The following is a 16,872-nucleotide window of genomic DNA, read 5'->3' as shown; positions in this document are numbered from 1 at the left end:
CAGTCGTCCGTCCCGCACCCGCTGGACGATCTCACCCAGTTGGCGCAGGGGCGGGGCGAAGACAGCCTGCTCCTGCGGGCGTCAGGTGACATCCGAAGCGGATGCCCGGGGAACTTCGCGGTCCGGATACGCGTGGAGGCGTACGGCGAGGGCCGCGATGTCGTCGTTCAGTCTTCCGCTGCTGTAGCGGAGGAGGTCCCGGTGGAGCCTGTCCAGCAGCTCGCGGGGCGGGGCTGCGCTCTGGTGCCGTAGCCAGTCGGATAGCGGGAAGAACTCGCCGGTGTGATCGCGGGTCTCGGTGACACCGTCGGTGTAGAGAAGCAGGTGGTCGCCGGGGTCGAAGGCGGAGGTGTCGATCCTGTAGTGGTTGCCGACGAGCGACGCGAGATTGAGCGGCGGCGAGGGGGCGGTCGGACTCAGGACGCGAAGCTCCCCGCGGTGCAGGAGCAGCGGCGGGGGATGCCCGCAGTTGAGGAGTCTGAGGTAGCCACCCTCGTTCGGGATCTCGACGAGGACGGCGGTGGCGAAACGCTCCGGCAGGTCCTGGGTGGGGTACGCAGCGCTGTGGCGGGTCATGCCGACCTCCAGACGGCGCGCGATGCCGCACAGGTCGGGTAGGTCGTAAGCGGCCTCTCTGAAGGAGTTGACCACCGCCGCGGCGGCCGACACCGCGGACAGCCCCTTGCCCCGCACATCGCCGATGAGCAGCCGAACCCCGTACGGTGTGTCGATCGCCTCGTAGAAGTCACCGCCGATGCGGGCTTGCGCTGCGGCCGCCAGATACAGCGACTCGATCTCGACGCATCCGAGGCGGCGCGGCAGGGGGCGCAACAGCACGCCCTGCGCGGCGTCTGCGACGAGCCGGACCTGCAGAAGGGCTTGCTCCCGCTTGAGCCGGACATAGCTTGCGTACGCGCCAACCACGGTGCCTGCGGCGATGGCCGCCACCGTCCACCATGTCCCCAGATCCGGGTAGACCAGGCCGAGGCCGACCATGATCAGAAGGCAGAGCATCCCCAGCAGGACGGTGGGAAGCACCGGCCACATGGAGGCGGCGACGGCAGGCACGATGGGCAGGAAGCGGCTGAAGGCGACCTCCCTCGGCGTAGTGAAGGCCAGGCTGGCGATGACCGCGGTGAGTACCACCGGCGACAGCAAGGCTTCCCACCGGCCAGCGGGAGAACGACGGCGCCGCAACCGCGCAATCACGACCACAATGCAAATCTATCGGTACAAAACTGCCATAGATCCCCATTGGGCCCGTATGTCGGCGGCAAACCACCGGCAAATGGCCGAAGACCCGAGAGCACCTCGTGATCTCCACCGCTTCTCGCCGGCGCGACGGCCCGTCATGACAGGCCGCGCGACAACCCGTCAGCCCCGCCAACCGCCACCAGGAGGCAGCGACCCGCGCGCCCGCCGCGGCACAACAGGCCGCCGACACAGGCCCGGGACGCCGGGCGCAGCAGGGCCAGGCACCCGGTTCGCCGTGCGTCGGCGCTGGTCATCGGCGAAGGCCGGGTCGCGCCCGCGGGCCGGAGGGGTGGCGTCTTGGAGCGTGCACGGAGTGGACGTCACCGCACACTGCCGGGTCCGGTGCCGACACCGCAGAGTCGCCGTGCCTCACACACCTGTCGAAACGGCGGGGTGACCGCGGGATTCCCTCGGCCGCCCCTCCGGTCGTGCTGCGTCAGTGCGAGTACACCGGGGTGATGATCGCACGGGCGAGCGTGTGGAAGGCGAGGTTGAAGCTGACGACGGCGGGCGAGGAGTCCGGGGTGACGTCCAGCTTCTCGACGTCCACCGCGTGCACCACGAAGTAGTAGCGGTGGACCTGGTCGCCCTGCGGCGGGGCCGCGCCGCCGTAGTTGGCGGTGCCGTAGTCGTTGCGGGTGTGGAACGCTCCGGCGGGAAGCGTGTCGTCGCCGACGCCCGCGCCGGTGGGCAGTTCGGCGACCGTGGCGGGGATGTTGACGGCCAGCCAGTGCCAGAACCCCGAGGGAGTGGGGGCGTCCGGGTCGAAGCAGGTCACCACGAAGCTCTTGGTCTCCGCGGGGAAACCCGTCCAGCTCAGCTGGCGGCGAGATGTTGTCGCCGCTGACGCCCATGGTGTTGAACACGTGGGCGTTGGGCTTCTGCCGGCCGTCCGTGACGTCCGTGGACGTCACCTCGAACGATCCGACCGCGGGCAGCAGCTCGTAGGGGTCGGGGGCGACCGGACGATCGAGACTCATGGTGTTACCTCCTGTAGGCGCAATGTTGTTCACGGGCCCCGCTCGGGCTTCAGCCTCAGACGGGGCTGAACGATGCGGATCGGGCGAGCCGGCGAGGAACCGGCGCGCCGGCGGTCGAGCCGGCCGCCGGCGAGGTTGTCGTCGGGGACATCGTCGCCGGGGCCATAGGCGTGGTGGAACCTCTCCCACGGCACCGCGTCGTAGCGCGGACCGTCCTTGACCTCGGCGGTCATCGCAGCCACGATCACCCGCACGTCCTCCGGCGTGCCCTCGTGGAACTCCAGCCCGCCCTCGTCGTACACGGCGGGAACTCCCTTCCCGCCCTGCCATCTCTCAGCGGCTCTGCCTTCCCGGTCGTTGTCTCCCCAGGTCCAGGTCCGGCGGCCGAAATCGAAAGTGCCCATGACCGCGCACCGTAACGCCCGCCTCCGACACCTCACCGTGCAACAGAACTCCTTCGAAGACAGCACGGTTGGAATGACGCTCCCCGCCAATCGGCGCCGACACGTGGGACACGCCCACCCGGAAGCGTTTTGCCAACGACTTGGACCACAGCCGACTCCTCGCGGTGTCCTCGTCGTCCAACCGGAGCAAGGGCGACCAGTCCCCGGACCAGTGGTCCCCGCCGAACGTCGACTTCTGGTGCACCTATGCCGAGTCGTGGACCAGCGTGAAGTTCCTGTACGGGCTGAACGTGACCCGGCGGAGAAGGACAAACCGGCCGGCATGCTGAGCACCTGCGACCGATGCCCGTCCGCCTCCGCGACGAGGTGATCGCCGGGCCGGGCGGGGCCATGACGGACGAGGTCGGCGTCATCACTGGTGACCTCACCGTCACCACCACCGCCCGCCCCGACGGACTCGCCGACATCCGGGCCGAGTACACCGGCGCCGAGCAGACCTACACCCTCACCGGCGGGCCCGTCACGGTCCTGACCGCCGGCCTCGGCAAGAGCTACCTCCCTCCCCAGACGACCAGGAAAAGCACGAGGGGGACCAGACTCAGCAGAGCACCGACCACTTTGCCGCTTGGACCGCCATTCCTCCGGCCTGCGAGCAGCAGCACGACGCCGGACGGGAAGAAGGCCACGAGATACGGCAGCGGGATCAGCAGCCACGGGAGGGAGAGCCCGATCTCGATGCCGAACTGCAGCCAGCCGACGACAAGACAGGCCACACGAAAGCCCCGATGCCCCGGCACCCCCAGGGGAATCAAGGTGCTGAAGCCGGCCAGACACCACCTGACGAGGGTTTCTCCGTCGGCTCCTGCATAACCTGCCACATACGCGACCGCGTATATCAGCCACGAGGCACCCGCCCACGCCGCGAGCCCCCATGGCCGAGGCTCGGCGTAGCGCGACGACAACGATCCCACCATCATCCACCCCAAGGATGCTTTGAACGCGTTCAAGGCACTTTGAACGCGTTCAAAGTAGCACCGTCATCCACCTCCTGAAGACCCAGCCCTCCCTCTTCGACGAGAACTTCGCGGCCACCCGCTCCGACGCCATGGTCGAGCGGTCGACCTCCACCACCAGCACCGGCACCCCGACCTCCGCCGCCTGCCACACACCGTCCGGACGCACCGGCCGGGTCGCCGTCTTCGAACCACACCTCGCCCTCGCTGCCACACGGGCGTGTGTGATGTACTTGTATAACAACCTCGTCCAACAACTCGCACGCCCTCCGGAGCACGCCCTCATGCCCCAGCACCCCGCCCTCACCGACGAACTCCTGCGCACCCTGCCGAAGGTCTCCCTGCACGACCACCTCGACGGCAGCCTCCGCGCCGAGACCGTCATCGAGCTGTCCCAGGCCCTCGCTCTGCCCCTGCCCACCACCGACCCCGACGCCCTGCGCGCCTGGTTCCTCGGGCAGTCCAACTCCGGCTCCCTCGTCTCCTACCTGGAGTCCTTCGCGCTGACCGGCGCCGTACTCCAGCACGCCGAGCACCTGCACCGCGTCGCCCGGGAGTACGTCCTCGACCTCGCCGCCGACGGCGTCGTCTACGCCGAGGTCCGCTGGGCGCCGGAGAAGCACACCGAGGCCGGGCTGACCATGGACGAGGCCGTCGACGCCGTCCGCGCGGGCCTGCGCGACGGCATGGCCGAGGCCGCCGCGACCGGGACGCCCATCGAGGTCCAGCAGCTCATCGCCGGCATGCGCGGTTTCGACCGCACCCACGAGGTCGCCGAACTCGCCCTGCGCCACCACGGCGACGGCGTCGTGGGCTTCGACCTCGCCGGCCCCGAGGCCGGCTTCCCCGCCAGCCGCTACCGCGAGGCCGTCGAGCTGATCGCCCGCCACCACATGCCCGCGACCATCCACGCCGGCGAGGCCGACGGCCTGGGCAGCATCACCTCCGCCCTCCTCGACGGCCGCGCCCTGCGCCTGGGCCACGGTGTGCGGATCATCGAGGACATCGACGCGCAGGGCGCGCTCGGCCCGCTGGCCCGCTGGGTCCGCGACCGCGGCATCGTCCTGGAGACCAGCCCCACCTCCAACCTCCACACCGGCGCGTTCACCGCCTGGGGCGAGTCCATGAGCGACCACCCCATCGCCACCCTCCACCGCCACAACTTCCGGGTTACCGTCAACACCGACAACCGGCTCATGAGCGGCACCACCCTCACGACCGAACTCGCCCTGCTGCAGCAGACGTTCGACTTCAGCCTCGACGACCTGGAGACCTTCCAGCTCAACGCCGCCCACGGCGCCTTCGTCGACCCCGCCCGCCGCGCCGAGCTCGCCAACACCATCCGCGAGGGCTTCGCCCGGGCCCGCGGCTGATCCGCACCTGAGCCCGCGGCCGTCTCGCCCACCCGCAGCCGATCTTCGACCGCGTAGCATGCGGCGAGACAGCCGCGGGCGGGCGAGACGGCCGCGACAACCGGAAACACCGTCGGAGGCCACCGTGGGCGACCGCCCGACCTTCCTGTCCCGGCCCCTGCCGCGCGACAGCGGAGTCCCGCTGCGCGTACAGGCGCACAGCCGCATCCTCGACGGCATCCGCTCCGGCACACTGCGCCCCGGCACGATGATCCCGACCGAGACCGAACTCGGCCGACTCCTCGGGGTCAGCCGCACCGTCGTCCGCGAAGCCCTCATGCTCCTGGAGGAAGACGGCTTCCTCGTCGCCCGGCGCGGCGTCGGCCGCTTCGTCGCCGACACCCCACCCCAGGCCGGCCTGCAACGGCTCGTCCCGATCGAGGAACTCCTCTCCACCCCCGCCACGCCCCTGCGGCTGCGGCGCAGCGAGGTGACCCGGCAGACCCCGGCCCCCACCTTCGTCACCGAGGAACTCGGCCTCGGCGCCGGGGAGTCCACCTGGTTCATCGAGACCGTCCTCCTGCGCGACGACGAACCGATCGCCTTGTGCCAGGAGCACCTCGCGGCCCCGGCGTCAGGCGACCCCGACTGGGGCGATGCGATGCGTCCGGAGGACGCCCCGGCCGACCACACCCTGCTCGCCCTGCTGATCCGCCACCACGGCCCGGCGCTCGGCCCGGCCACCGTCCGGATCACCGCCGGCACCCCCGGCCCCACCCGTGCCGCCGTACTGCGCACCGGCCCTGCCGAGCCCGCGATCGTCCTCACCCACGCGGCGGCGCTGGACGGCCGGCCGTTCTACCTCGCCAAGCACATCGTCCTCGCCGCCGCCGGACCGCTCACCCTCACGCAGAACGCGCTGTGATCACCCAGCGGGACAGTCCAGGACCGGCGGCGCGGGAGCGAGCGTCAGGTCCGTGACGATGCGACCCGCCGAGACGAGCTCTCGCTGAGCACCAGCTCGGCGCGACCCCGGTCGTCAGCGGGCCGACGCACACCACCCGCAGCCACCGGCCCGTACGGCCGGCGCGTCTGAACAGTCGAATGCTTCACCGGCATCCACACTCGCCCCCGACGAGCGTGGCCGCCGGCACATCGGGGCCGCTCACCGCGGACCACGCCTTGTCCCACCTTCGGCCTCCGCGCCGAGCGCTGCGACGCGGGTCCGTTACCGCCGGACAGGCACGCCTACTTCCCGGGTCGGCCGAGCTGGTGGACGCGCCAGCCCGCCGTGCGCCAGGGCTCGGGGTCGAGGGTGGTGCGGCAGTCGACGAGCACCGGGTTGGCGGGCAGTGCCACCAGGGCGTCGGGGTCCGCCTGCCGGTACTCGGACCATTCGGTCGCCAGGACGATCAGGTCGGCGCCGGTGAGCGCGGCGGACAGGTCGGAGTGTCGGCAACGCCGTTGATGTAGCTGATCTTGAGACCGAGGAAGGTGTTCGCCGCGCCCTTCGCCAGTTCGGCCGTCGCCGGGTCGCAGCCGAACAGCGGCACACCGGCATCCAGAATGCCGGCGTACACCGCGCGGATCGCCTTCTCGCCCTCGGCGCTGGTGACCCCGGCGATGATGCGGTCCGGGCGCAGCGTGTCGTCGACGGCGTGGCCCTCGCGCAGGAACTCGGGGTTCCAGACGACCTCGACGTTGGCGCCGGCGGGGGCCAGTCGCTGGGCGAGGGCGGTCACTTCAGCGGTGGTGCCGACGGTGACGGTGCTCTTGCCGACGATCGTGCAGGCCTTGGTGAGGTGGGGGGCGAGCTGGCGGATGGCGCCGAAGACCTGGCCGTTGTCGTAGGACCGGCCGTCGGCGTCGATCGGGGTGCCGACGCCGACGAAGTGCAGCTCGGCGAAGTCGGCGGCTTCGGCGATGTCGGTGGTGAAACGCAGGCGGGCGCTTCGGGTGTGGCGGGCCAGGAGTTCGGGCAGGCCGGGCTCGTAGATAGGGCATTCGCCGGCGTTGAGCCGCTCGACCTTGTCGCGGAGGACGTCCACGCCGATGACCGGGGTATCGGCGCGGGGATCCTCGCCGCCGCGGGGGGGGCGTGCACCTGGCTCAGTGCGTCCTGTACGGCGCCGGCGCCTTCGGCGTCGGCGTGCCTTTCGTCAACCAGCTCGTCGCCAGCCCCGAGAAGGAGCAAGCGGAGAACGAATCAGCTTCCTGACCCCGGTACGGCCCGGGTGCTCCGGTTCCCGGGCCGCGACCGGTCCGAGACTGCAAGGATGGTGGCGTTGTGGAGACCTATGAGACACCGGGGGGTGACCGGGTGGGGAACCTGCAGCCACTGAACCCTGACCTGAACAAGGAGTGCCGCGCCTTCGCCGAGGCCCTGCGCAGCCTGTTCGCGGGATTACGGCCCGCCGTGTCGGTGCGCCGATACAGCTCGCGCCGGCATCTGAGCCCGGGAGCGCTTTCCCGCTACCTGTCCGGGCAACGGATCCCGTCCTGGCAGTTCGTTCAAGACCTGCTCACCGACGTCGGCGCCGACCGGGGCAACGTCGCCACCCTTGAGACGATCGAGCTTCTCCGTTCCCTGCACGCCGCCGCCCAGCAGACCAGCGCCTCGGTCAACCATGCCGTCCAACAGCTGCAGTTCCAGCTCGCCGAGGCCGACCGACTCTCGCGACGCTCCGCCGCCCACAGCGACGTCCTGGGCGACGCCCTGCTCGACAAGAACCACCGCATCGCCGACCTGGAGCTGCGCCTCAACCAGTTGGAGAGCGACTGGGCACGGGAACGCGCCCGTGCGGACGAGATCGCCCTGTACACCGGCGACCGCGAGGACCTACTGCTCGAGAAGCAGGCCCTGGAGAAGGAGGTCGCGCGGCTGGAGGCCGAACTGGGGGAGGCGCTCCGACGTCAACTCGCCGCCGAAGCCCGCTGCGAGCTGCTGGAACGCCAACTGATCGTCGCCGAGCAGCAGGCCGGCGAGGACCCGCTCCGGATCGAAGCGCCCGCCCCCGCCCCGACCACCACCAGCAGGCCCAGGGTCCTCATCGTCGACGACCAACCCGCGAACCTGGTCGCCCTCGAGGCCGTCCTCGCGGCCGCCGACTGGGACGTCCTGGCCGTCCCGTCCGGCCCGGACGCCCTGAAAGCACTGCTCCAGCACAACGACATCGCCGTCATCATCCTGGACGTGCAGATGCCCGACATGGACGGCTACGCAACCGCCGCCCAGATCAAGAGCCGCGCACAGACCCGCGACATCCCGATCATCTTCGTCACCGCGATCGGGTCCGACCCGGAGAACACCCTGCGCGGTTACGACGTCGGAGCGGTCGACTTCATCATCAAACCGTTCGACCCGTGGCTCCTGCGCGCCAAAGTCACCGTCCTGACCGGCATGTACCTGAACTACCGCGGCACCCCCCGCGCCATGCCCCCGGAACAGCCCGCGAGCACCACCACCGACTGGCTCCTGCCCACCACCCACCACCCGCACCAACCGTCCTGACCACCACGCCACCCCCAGGCGACGGCACGCCACGAAGAACCCTCCTCGGCAGTCCATGGAGCGACGGCGCGGTGCACGGGGCCGTGCCCCAGGAGCGGCCGGTGGTGGTGTCCGTGGCCGAGCAGGCCGGCAGCGGCAAGGCGCTGGTCGTGTGCCCCGGCTCGGACCGGGACGGCCTCGCACTCGGCCCGACAAGGTCCGCACGGACAAGCCGGCGGTCCGCTATGAGGCCACCGTGCTCATCTCGGCCATCAACGAGTGACTCTGAGCGGATCGAACAGCCAGCGTCAGGTGGTTGCCCTCACTGGAGGGCTTCCGCGGGCGCGGGCCACGGAGCCCACGGCAGGGCGTCCCGCCACCTTGGGCGCCCGAAGGCCCAGTCCTGGAGCACCCGGGCCACGGTCTCATGACCGTACAGATCGAAGGGTCCGTCCACTCGTGCCTGGAAGTGGAACTCCGGTCCGCCTTCCCGGAACTCGATCTGACAGCTCATGTCGTCGTTGAGATAGACCTGCATGTAGTGCTGGTCTGCGGGTTCCGCGTCCAGCCGTTCAACAATCACGTAGCGGTGGCGTAGGTTCATCTCGCTCAGCAGATCGAACAGTGCGTCCTCGGACGGGCTGTCCCAACAGTCTCCGCTCCAGGTCCTCGCTCGCAGCACCGGCTTCACCATGGGATGGCCCTAGCGGTGTTGATCCACTTCCGAAACAAGCCCTAGTGTGATCTTTGACCACTGGCCTCGAACGAGCCGTCGAACTTGATCACTCGTTCCGGTAACTGCCGTACGTAGAGGCGGCCTTCGTCTGATCCTGCGCTCCGACCAAGGAATGCGCGAACCATGACGAGCGTGCACGCTGACGATCACCCGGCGCACGGGCCTCGGGATGCCCGTCGGCGGTCTTCGACCACTTCGGCCAGGTGCGGGCGAGGGCGGTCCGCAGCAGGTCCTCGGCCCGGCACCGGTCACCGGTTTCGGCCTTCACGACCTGGTCGTGGTCGTGAAGGCCGACGTCGCACATGGCTCCGGATCAACCGGCAGAGCCACTCCGGTACCGGTCCCGGCGGCTGCCGTAGGGTCAGTCGCCGGATCGGGGTGCGGGGGCGAGGGTGGTGTCGAGCCAGTCGAAGGTGATCTGGTTGAAGCGAGCCATGGCTCCCATGTGGCAGTGCTCGCCGGCACCTTCGGCCTCAGGCAGGGTGATCAGAGTGTGGGGGCAGGTCAGCGCGGCCTGGACGAGCTGAGGCTGACCGCGGAAGAACTGGTCGTTCTCGGCGTCCAGGATGAGGGTGGGACAGGCGATCAGCTCAGCGACACCGTCCAGGGTGTATTCGGCGGTACGGCGGATGTAGTCCGCGGGCGAGGCGGCGCCGAACGCCCACACCCCGTTGCGCAGGGCCCAGCGGAGCTGGGTGCTGCCGTTCATGAGCAGGCCCGCGACGGGGTTGGCGAGGTCGTCCTGTCCGGTCTCGACCCACTCGCGCAGGAACGGCGGCATCACCCGGGTGTGCGCCTGGTAGTAGTCGTAGAGGCCGTCGTCCAGGACCAGGGCGGCCAGGCGGTGCTCGTACGCAGCGGCGCGGGCGGTGAGGTAGCCGCCGAGGCTGTAGCCCATCAGGATCAGCCGGTCGGCGGCGACCTCGGGGCGGGTCAGCGCATAGTCGACCACCGGGGTGACCACGGCCTCCCAGTCAGGGCGGAAGAACAGGTGCTGTTCGCGCAGCGCCGCCCCCTGGCCCGGGCCGTCGTAGGCGAGCACGTTGTAGCCGCGGCGTAGCGCGGCCGCGGCGACGACGAAGTACGCCTCCTCCAGGGTGGAGTCGAAGCCGCTGGTGAAGATGACGGTGGGGCGGGGGGTGCCCGAGTCGTCCACGAGGAAGAGGTAGCCGGGCAGGCTGCCGTCCTCGTAGGGGATACGGACGGTTTCGACGGGGGTGTCCATCAGGTCCGCCGCGGTGGCGAAGGTCTCCCGGGAGAGCGCGGACAGACGCTTGGCCTCGGGGTCGTTGGCGGGGTCGTCACGGCGGTAGAACTCGGCGGTGCGGTAGTAACTGGAGGCGCGCAGCAGAGCCTCACGGGCGCTGACCCGGTGCCCGGCGCTCAGAGCGCGGGTGCCTATCGCATGGACCCGCTCCGCGGTCCTCGTCCACTCCCTCAGCCACGCCTCCTCGTCCCCCTCGGCGATATTGCGGGCAGTGGCCACGACCTCACCCAGGTCGGCGCCGCCGTAGTTGGCGAACCCGGCCGCGCGCAGCGTCTCGAAGGAGAACGACTCGTCCTCGAACAGGAACCGCATGAAATACCCCAACCCTAGTCATCGAACATGTGACGAGACGGAACGGGTCCGTCTCGCTTACGAGATGGACAGTAGACCTCAACCAGTCGAGACGCAACCGTTCCGTCTCGTGGTAGCTTCTGGGGTATGCCTGGCTCACCCTCACAGCCCCCGCCCCCGAGCGCCGGCCCCCCTGAGGGCCCGTCCTCCAGGACTCGGTGACCCAGGCGATCTCGGCCGCCTTCTTCGAGGAACTGGCCTCAACCGGCTACGCCCGGCTCTCCCTCGAAGCAGTCGCCAAACGGGCAGGTGCAGGCAAAGCCGCCATCTACCGCCGCTCGCCCTCCAAACTGGACATGACCGTCGCACTGGTCACCGCGGTCGCCGTGGACACGGCCGAGACTGCCGACACCGGCACCCTTCGCGGCGACGTACACGCATTCCGCGGCGAACTCCCCGCCGACGTGGACCGCGAACTCGCCCTCGACTTCCTCGCCGGCCCCCTTTACTGGCGCCTCAGCGTCGTCCACACCCCCACCGGACCGGACTACCTCAACCACCTCACCCACAAAGTCCTCACCGCCATCACCGCCTGAGAAGTTGTTGTCCTTCCGGGGTTGATAGCTGTGTTTCTGCTGGTCAGGAACAGGACCGGCGGTCCCGTGGTAGTGGTGACGTGTCATGTCGTCGCTCTGGTGGAGGGCGGGGATGCCGTCGGTCGTGGGGCTACCGGAACAACGTGAGCTCGCCGCTCGCCGTCCTGCGGATGATCTGCGGGAGGAGGCCGCCCGCATCCAGGCGGAGCCGGCCGTGGCCGAGCGGGAGTGGAATGAGTGGATCATCGCCCGCCCGCGCGTCGGCGAGGTACTGGCCCCGGACAACGGCCCCGCGGTCGACCCCGGCACCTCCGCGGGTCTGCCGGTTCCCGGTGGACAAACGGTGCAGCCCGAACCGGGGGAGGCGGCGAAGCCGAAATCGGTGGTCCGGGCGTGGCGGGCGGGGCTGACCTGGTCGGCGCTGTCGGCGACTACCGGCGCGTCCTGCAGGCCCTCGCGGAGTGAAACCAGCTGGGTCAAGGCCCGCCGGTCCGGTGCGCGCCTACGAGCTGGACGACGGCGGCGCGGTGGCGGGCGGCCAGGCCCCGCGTTCCAGGAGGGCGACGGGGCAGGCTCCGGCACCTCGACCGGCCCGCCCCCGGCGGCCACCAGCTCCGACTCGCCCGCCCCGCGCCGGGACCTACGCCGCCCCTGGGAACGACCGGCGGCCGAACCCCGCCGCCTCACCCCTGCCCGAGTACCGCGCGGGTTTCGCAACGTCCGCATGACGGCGGTCGGCCCGCCCTGCGACCGGGCCGAAACGGTCCCGGCCGGGCCCGGGACGACCTCCCGGCTCGAAGAACAAGCAGCGCGCCGGGCGCCACGACGTCGGCAAGGCGGTCAAACGGGCCGAGTCGATCAAGGAACACCAAACCCGCCGACCATAGACGTCAAGCTCAGGGGCCGACCCGTTCGTAGCGCAGGGACATGCGACCGCTGGCGTCGGAGTAGATCTGGGCGATGGTCGCCGCCCCGACCGCATTGTTTCGGATGCCCTGCAGCCGGATCGTGGTCGGCCGGTTCACCTGGACCCGCTCACTGATCGGCGCGGTCGCGTTGCCGCCGGCCTGGGCGGCGCCGGCGTTCAGGTCGATGATCTGGTTGACGAGCCGCTCGCTCTCCGCGACGGCGGTACCCGATGTGACGTCCCACAGCCGGGCGGTGATGAACGCATTGACCGGGGGTACGCCCGCGAGTCGGCCGCGGACATCCGCGTCGAGCTCATAGGTCCCGGCCCGGGGAAGAGTGACCTCCAGCGGGGTATCGGTCCACACGCCGTTCGGCAGGTTGACCGGCGTGTTGAGGTGGGCGATTCCTCCCACCCGCTCGGGCGCTACCGTAGCCGCGGTGACGCTGCCCTGGGTCACCACGGTCGTAGCGCCCACGAGCACGGCAACGGTGACGGCGGTAAGACCAGTACGCAATGCTGGCATGATGCCTCCCATACGGATGCCAGTGGAATGTGCCACCGCCCCCCTAAGGGACCCTCACATAACGGACATGCCATCCAAAAGGGTGATGTCGGCCTGCGAACCGATGACCGTGAACCGGCGTACGCCGGAAGCCTTGGATCTGCTGGCCATCGCCGTTACACGAGGCACCAGGCCTCCCGAATGCCGACGACCACCAGTCGAGCGCGTCGAGGACCGCTCCGGGCAGTTGGAGCGCTGACGAGGACACCTTCCGGCTGAGCGTATTCTTCGACAGCTGCCGTGACGACTCCGAACCGGTGGAGGCGCTGCGCGACGCCGTCACGGACCAGTTCCCACCCGACGGCGAAGAGGGCCTGTTCGCGGCCATGGCACGCAAGGCCAGCCCGTACTCGGCCTTGGCCTACGCGCCCGGCCCCGACGCGGTGCTACAACTACCGGGTTGGTTCGGGGACTTCCTACTCGACGCCGAGCAAGTCCGCGCCCGGCTCCCTGCGGCCGAGGACGCCCTTGCCCTGACCGGAACCCAGCGGCGGGAAGCGGTCGAGCGGATCCGCACGTGGATGACCGACCTGGGCGACGATCCCGCCCACGACGCCGACGAACTCCTTGACGGCCCGCTACATGTTCTCCGCCACGCTGCCCGCACCGGCCAGGGCGCGGCTTGCCACGTCCGCTGATACCGACTGAGCCGGCGACGCCCCTGAGACCGAGCCGATGGAGTGGAACGTCCGTATGCATCTCCCGAGACCCGCGTGCCTCCCCGCTGGAAGGCACGCGCGCCCGCCGCAGCCCATCGGCCACCATGGTGATCATCAGCCGAGCTGAGCCGACGCTTCGCCCGGATCTACACCGTTATCGGCGTCCAAGACCCGCCCACCAGCACCTCTGCCGCCTTCGCGGAGCACGACTCCAGTGACCTGTTGTCGGCTGGCAGTCGATCTCGACCACGTACCGGGTGATTCGGCTCCTGCCACCTGATCTTGTTCGGTCCCGGCCAGGTTATTGCTGGTGAGTGACTGGTCGCGCGAGAGTGAGTCCGCTCCACCGTTCCAGTTCCTCCGCGTGGCTGCCGACCGCTGTTGCCCCAGCGACCGCTGCGGCTTCCTCCAGGGTTGGCTCACCATTGCGGGAGAACAGAGCCAGCGGCCAGACCGGGGTGCCCGGCTGTTCACCGTCGAGGGGGTACCAGTCCCAGGCCGCATCGAACCGCCAGGCGCGCCCGTTCCGGTCGGCGACCTCATCGCCTGGTTCGAGGAACGCGTATGGGCGGAAGAGCAGTTCGATGCGGATCGGTTCACCGCCCACCGGATCGAGCGCGTAAGTCTGATCCTCAAGTTCGGGGTCGTAGGTGTCACCTTGCCGCAGGAGGTCGAGGTATGACGCGGGCCGCGGCAGCATGCCGGTGACCTGGGGCGGATCGAAGTGATAGACCGCCTGGACGTGCACCACGGTCGGGGGGACTCCTACGAGGCATGTGTCACCCGGCTTCAGCGCGGCTTCTGCCGGTTCCGTTCGGAAGATCTCCCATTCGTGGGCCTCGGGCGTCGGAAGCGCCCTCTGGCCGTTCCATCTGATGTTTGTCGCCTGCGGGTCCACCTCCAACCACGGCCACCGCACGGAGACGTAGTAGCGGGAGACCTCAGTGACCGTGGTCTCGGTGAACGGACACTCCAGCATCAGCACATCACCGGACCGATAGTCGTAACTCATGGACGCATTCTGCATGCCCCCGCTGACACATGACCGAACGGGCATCCGATGTTCCGGGGCCCGGACGCTGCCCATCGCACAAGCTTCATTCCACGAGAGCCAACTCGTTCGGGAACAGCGCCCCACGCCATTCCCACATCACCCGGCAGCCCCGCAGGTCAGAGCCCCCACCAACTGCCAACTCAGACTAGATGGGACACCGCCAACCGGCGGATCTAGGAGTCGAAGCGATGGGCGAACGGGCGCCCGGGGCAGGTGCGGCACTCGAACAGGTACACCCCGCCCAGGCCTCCGAGACTCAGGCCCGCGCCCTCCCACCGGACGTCGCGGTCCTCGAGCGGAGTCCACGCCTGCCGAGGGTCGTACTCCTCGGTGCTCTCCACGGTCAGCAGGTGGTCCATCGGCATCCCGCAGGCCGGGCAGTGCGGCCACTGCGAGTCCTGGCTCCAGCCGGGGTAGCCGCCCAGCTTGGTACCCGGCGCGGTGGACAAGTGGTCCTGGTAGTTCCAGCCCGTCTCCTTCTCCACCTGCTCGAAGCGGGCGTCCAGGGCGTCCCAGAGCTCGTACGACAGATCCCAACTCGGGTACTCCGTCACCGACTCCGGATGTACGACACACGGCCGCGGCACCTGCCCGTACCCGGCATCCGCCGGCACCGCCGGGGCTTGCCGCACCTCCCCCACCTCCTCCGCAGACCGCCAGCAGACCTGCGGCACGACCCACTGGCCGTCATGGGGCCGCGGACACCAGAGCACCTGGAGCAGATCGCGCCCCTCCGGGAAGGGCACGATGTCCGGCACACCGGCCGGGCTTCATGCAACCTGTCTACGAACGCCGAAGGCGGCTGCGTGCTGTATGTGGGGGGCGGGGACATGGATCCCGTTCCAGTCCCGAGCCGGATGCCGGGGACCTTCCACACCGGCCCCCTGGCCGCGAGTCCCTCGCGATCTCCGTCCGTCACAAGAGCAGCGCCTCGAGCTCCGGAAGTCGGCCGAACAGGTCGGGGAGGCCGCGCACACCGTTGCGCACGGACTCGTGCGACAGCGCGAGGTCAGGGCCGGTGCTCGCCTCGACACCGGCGAGGCACCGGAGGATGTTCCACCTCGTGTGCCCCAGCCAGCCGCCGATCATGAACACGAACCAGCTTGGACCTGACGGCGGCAGCGCTCCGCCCCCCGCGACATAGCCGTCGAGGACCGAGCGGAAGATGGCGGGCTCGATGTCGTCGAAGCCAGGTCCCTTCGCGAGGCTCAGCGCGGTCGAGCCGAGCTCACTGGACAGGTCGAGGATCCCCGAGAGCTCCCAGTCGAGCACCACCGGCCGACCCTCTCGAGCCAGCAGGTTCCACGGTTGGATGTCCCTATGGGTCAGCACGACGGGGCCTGGCCGTTCGCAGGTGTCGACGAAGTGGGCAATCGCGAGGAACGTCTCGACGTGAGAGGCGAGTTCGTCGGCCCACGGCTGTCCGGTCGCCACCGCCCGCGCGGCGAGCTCGGGCCAGTCCCGTGACGTCGGGTCCTCGGCCGACACATGGCTCCACGCGACGTCGAGCCCGTGGATGCGCGCGAGGATCTCACCGATCTCAAACGCGTACGCCGCCGACACCGGCGCTTCGGGCACCTTTTCTCCCTCGACCCATCGGTGAACGAGCGTGTCGTGGTTGGCCGAGATCGGCTCCGGCATCGGGATACCGGCGGCGAAGGCCGACCGCTCGAACCTGAACACGTCCTCGACGCGATAGGTCCAGCGGCGGTCGACGAGGTTCAACTCCTTCACCGCGAACGACCCTTGGTCGGTGTCGAGCCGGTACATCCGGTTGGCGAACCCGCCGTGGACGCGGATCATCGGCCCGATCGGCACGCCGAGATGCGAAAGGTTCACCCACGCATGCTAGGGGCTGGCAGTTCATCGATGCACCGGACTTTCCCGTGATGCATGCTCACGATCACCGCCACGCCGACGAACGGCCACAGCCCGCCCGACCACTTACCGAACACGCCCTTGCCGCGGAGATACGCCGCAGTCACATCCACAACCTGCGCAGCCCAAGCCGCGCAGAGCGGCCAGGGCTTTTGCGCTACCTGGCCAGCCTGAGCGCGATTCATTGATGGAGCTCGATGAAGTCGGCCACCCCTACTCGGGGATGGTCGGACCTGCTCGGCTCGGCTCCCCACCGGAAGGCTGGTGGTCAGACCAGCAGGGTCCGCGCGGGCGGTGCGGGCGGTGCGGGCGGATATGCGGCAGACTTCCCCCGGAGTTCCGCAGCAGAGGTAGCGGCATAGTCGGTGAAAACGTGGCTTGAGCTGCGGAAACGCGGCATGGCCCGGTGACGGGGCGTGTCACTAG

General features: G+C 69.6%; 16 protein-coding genes and 3 pseudogenes. 7 read left to right on the top strand and 12 right to left on the bottom strand.

Annotated elements, in window-relative coordinates; translation table 11 throughout:
• Positions 1 to 81: 81 nt before the first annotated feature.
• From ACH4E7_RS41780 to ACH4E7_RS41765, 4 genes and pseudogenes are all read right to left on the bottom strand, one after another.
• Complete coding sequence (locus ACH4E7_RS41780) at positions 82 to 1,206, bottom strand: PP2C family protein-serine/threonine phosphatase (protein ID WP_396254467.1); 1,125 nt, start codon at positions 1,204 to 1,206, stop codon at positions 82 to 84.
• Positions 1,207 to 1,690: 484 nt separating this feature from the next.
• Positions 1,691 to 2,234 (bottom strand): annotated as a pseudogene (locus ACH4E7_RS41775) (YbhB/YbcL family Raf kinase inhibitor-like protein).
• 29 nt (positions 2,235 to 2,263) lie between these two features.
• Positions 2,264 to 2,536, bottom strand: a complete 273-nt coding sequence (locus ACH4E7_RS41770; protein WP_396254451.1) for a hypothetical protein — start codon at positions 2,534 to 2,536, stop codon at positions 2,264 to 2,266.
• 653 nt (positions 2,537 to 3,189) lie between these two features.
• The gene (locus ACH4E7_RS41765) at positions 3,190 to 3,615 is read right to left on the bottom strand and encodes a hypothetical protein (RefSeq protein ID WP_396254450.1); all 426 of its coding nucleotides are present in this window, start codon (positions 3,613 to 3,615) and stop codon (positions 3,190 to 3,192) included.
• A gap of 320 nt (positions 3,616 to 3,935) precedes the next feature.
• Here ACH4E7_RS41765 and ACH4E7_RS41760 point away from each other — a divergent pair, with 320 nt between their 5' ends.
• Positions 3,936 to 5,024 (top strand): adenosine deaminase, encoded by a 1,089-nt coding sequence (locus ACH4E7_RS41760; RefSeq protein ID WP_396254449.1) that lies wholly within the window; start codon positions 3,936 to 3,938, stop codon positions 5,022 to 5,024.
• Positions 5,025 to 5,148: 124 nt separating this feature from the next.
• On the top strand, positions 5,149 to 5,928 hold the full coding sequence (locus tag ACH4E7_RS41755; RefSeq protein WP_396254448.1) for a GntR family transcriptional regulator: 780 nt from the start codon (positions 5,149 to 5,151) through the stop codon (positions 5,926 to 5,928).
• Positions 5,929 to 6,415: 487 nt separating this feature from the next.
• Here the strand turns inward: ACH4E7_RS41755 and ACH4E7_RS41750 are convergent, their stop codons facing one another.
• The gene (locus tag ACH4E7_RS41750; RefSeq protein ID WP_396254447.1) at positions 6,416 to 7,051 is read right to left on the bottom strand and encodes a hypothetical protein; all 636 of its coding nucleotides are present in this window, start codon (positions 7,049 to 7,051) and stop codon (positions 6,416 to 6,418) included.
• A gap of 272 nt (positions 7,052 to 7,323) precedes the next feature.
• Between ACH4E7_RS41750 and ACH4E7_RS41745 the strand changes: the two genes are divergently transcribed.
• Positions 7,324 to 8,514, top strand: a complete 1,191-nt coding sequence (locus tag ACH4E7_RS41745) for a response regulator (RefSeq protein ID WP_396254446.1) — start codon at positions 7,324 to 7,326, stop codon at positions 8,512 to 8,514.
• A gap of 301 nt (positions 8,515 to 8,815) precedes the next feature.
• Here the strand turns inward: ACH4E7_RS41745 and ACH4E7_RS41740 are convergent, their stop codons facing one another.
• The 3 genes from ACH4E7_RS41740 to ACH4E7_RS41730 form a co-directional block, all read right to left on the bottom strand.
• Positions 8,816 to 9,187 (bottom strand): hypothetical protein, encoded by a 372-nt coding sequence (locus tag ACH4E7_RS41740; protein ID WP_396254445.1) that lies wholly within the window; start codon positions 9,185 to 9,187, stop codon positions 8,816 to 8,818.
• An 88-nt stretch (positions 9,188 to 9,275) separates the two neighbouring features.
• Positions 9,276 to 9,533: a hypothetical protein gene (locus ACH4E7_RS41735; protein WP_396254444.1), complete on the bottom strand. Its 258-nt coding sequence runs from the start codon at positions 9,531 to 9,533 to the stop codon at positions 9,276 to 9,278.
• 57 nt (positions 9,534 to 9,590) lie between these two features.
• Complete coding sequence (locus tag ACH4E7_RS41730; RefSeq protein ID WP_396254443.1) at positions 9,591 to 10,808, bottom strand: alpha/beta hydrolase family protein; 1,218 nt, start codon at positions 10,806 to 10,808, stop codon at positions 9,591 to 9,593.
• A gap of 197 nt (positions 10,809 to 11,005) precedes the next feature.
• Here ACH4E7_RS41730 and ACH4E7_RS41725 point away from each other — a divergent pair, with 197 nt between their 5' ends.
• The 3 genes and pseudogenes from ACH4E7_RS41725 to ACH4E7_RS41715 form a co-directional block, all read left to right on the top strand.
• Positions 11,006 to 11,383, top strand: a complete 378-nt coding sequence (locus ACH4E7_RS41725) for a TetR-like C-terminal domain-containing protein (RefSeq protein WP_396254442.1) — start codon at positions 11,006 to 11,008, stop codon at positions 11,381 to 11,383.
• Between the two features lie 112 nt (positions 11,384 to 11,495).
• Positions 11,496 to 11,845 (top strand): annotated as a pseudogene (locus tag ACH4E7_RS41720) (hypothetical protein); the annotation flags it as partial.
• A gap of 147 nt (positions 11,846 to 11,992) precedes the next feature.
• Positions 11,993 to 12,270, top strand: a pseudogene (locus ACH4E7_RS41715) (transposase); the annotation flags it as partial.
• 9 nt (positions 12,271 to 12,279) lie between these two features.
• Here ACH4E7_RS41715 and ACH4E7_RS41710 read toward each other — a convergent pair.
• Positions 12,280 to 12,828 carry a hypothetical protein gene (locus ACH4E7_RS41710; RefSeq protein WP_396254441.1) on the bottom strand — a complete coding sequence of 183 codons (549 nt, stop codon included), beginning with the start codon at positions 12,826 to 12,828 and terminating at the stop codon, positions 12,280 to 12,282.
• 284 nt (positions 12,829 to 13,112) lie between these two features.
• Between ACH4E7_RS41710 and ACH4E7_RS41705 the strand changes: the two genes are divergently transcribed.
• Positions 13,113 to 13,493, top strand: coding sequence for a hypothetical protein (locus ACH4E7_RS41705; RefSeq protein ID WP_396254440.1), 381 nt, complete (start codon positions 13,113 to 13,115; stop codon positions 13,491 to 13,493).
• Positions 13,494 to 13,815: 322 nt separating this feature from the next.
• On the opposite strand, the gene ACH4E7_RS41700 is transcribed toward ACH4E7_RS41705, so the two are convergent.
• From ACH4E7_RS41700 to ACH4E7_RS41690, 3 genes are all read right to left on the bottom strand, one after another.
• Positions 13,816 to 14,526, bottom strand: coding sequence for a hypothetical protein (locus ACH4E7_RS41700; protein WP_396254439.1), 711 nt, complete (start codon positions 14,524 to 14,526; stop codon positions 13,816 to 13,818).
• 215 nt (positions 14,527 to 14,741) lie between these two features.
• A complete protein-coding gene (locus tag ACH4E7_RS41695) occupies positions 14,742 to 15,122 on the bottom strand; it encodes a hypothetical protein (protein ID WP_396254438.1) in 381 nt (126 codons plus the stop codon).
• Positions 15,123 to 15,483: 361 nt separating this feature from the next.
• Positions 15,484 to 16,407: a phosphotransferase family protein gene (locus tag ACH4E7_RS41690; RefSeq protein ID WP_396254437.1), complete on the bottom strand. Its 924-nt coding sequence runs from the start codon at positions 16,405 to 16,407 to the stop codon at positions 15,484 to 15,486.
• Positions 16,408 to 16,872 lie beyond the last annotated feature (465 nt).

This window comes from Kitasatospora sp. NPDC018058 (assembly GCF_044327205.1).
GTDB lineage: Bacteria > Actinomycetota > Actinomycetes > Streptomycetales > Streptomycetaceae > Kitasatospora.
This window is presented reverse-complemented; position numbering and strand designations above follow the sequence as displayed.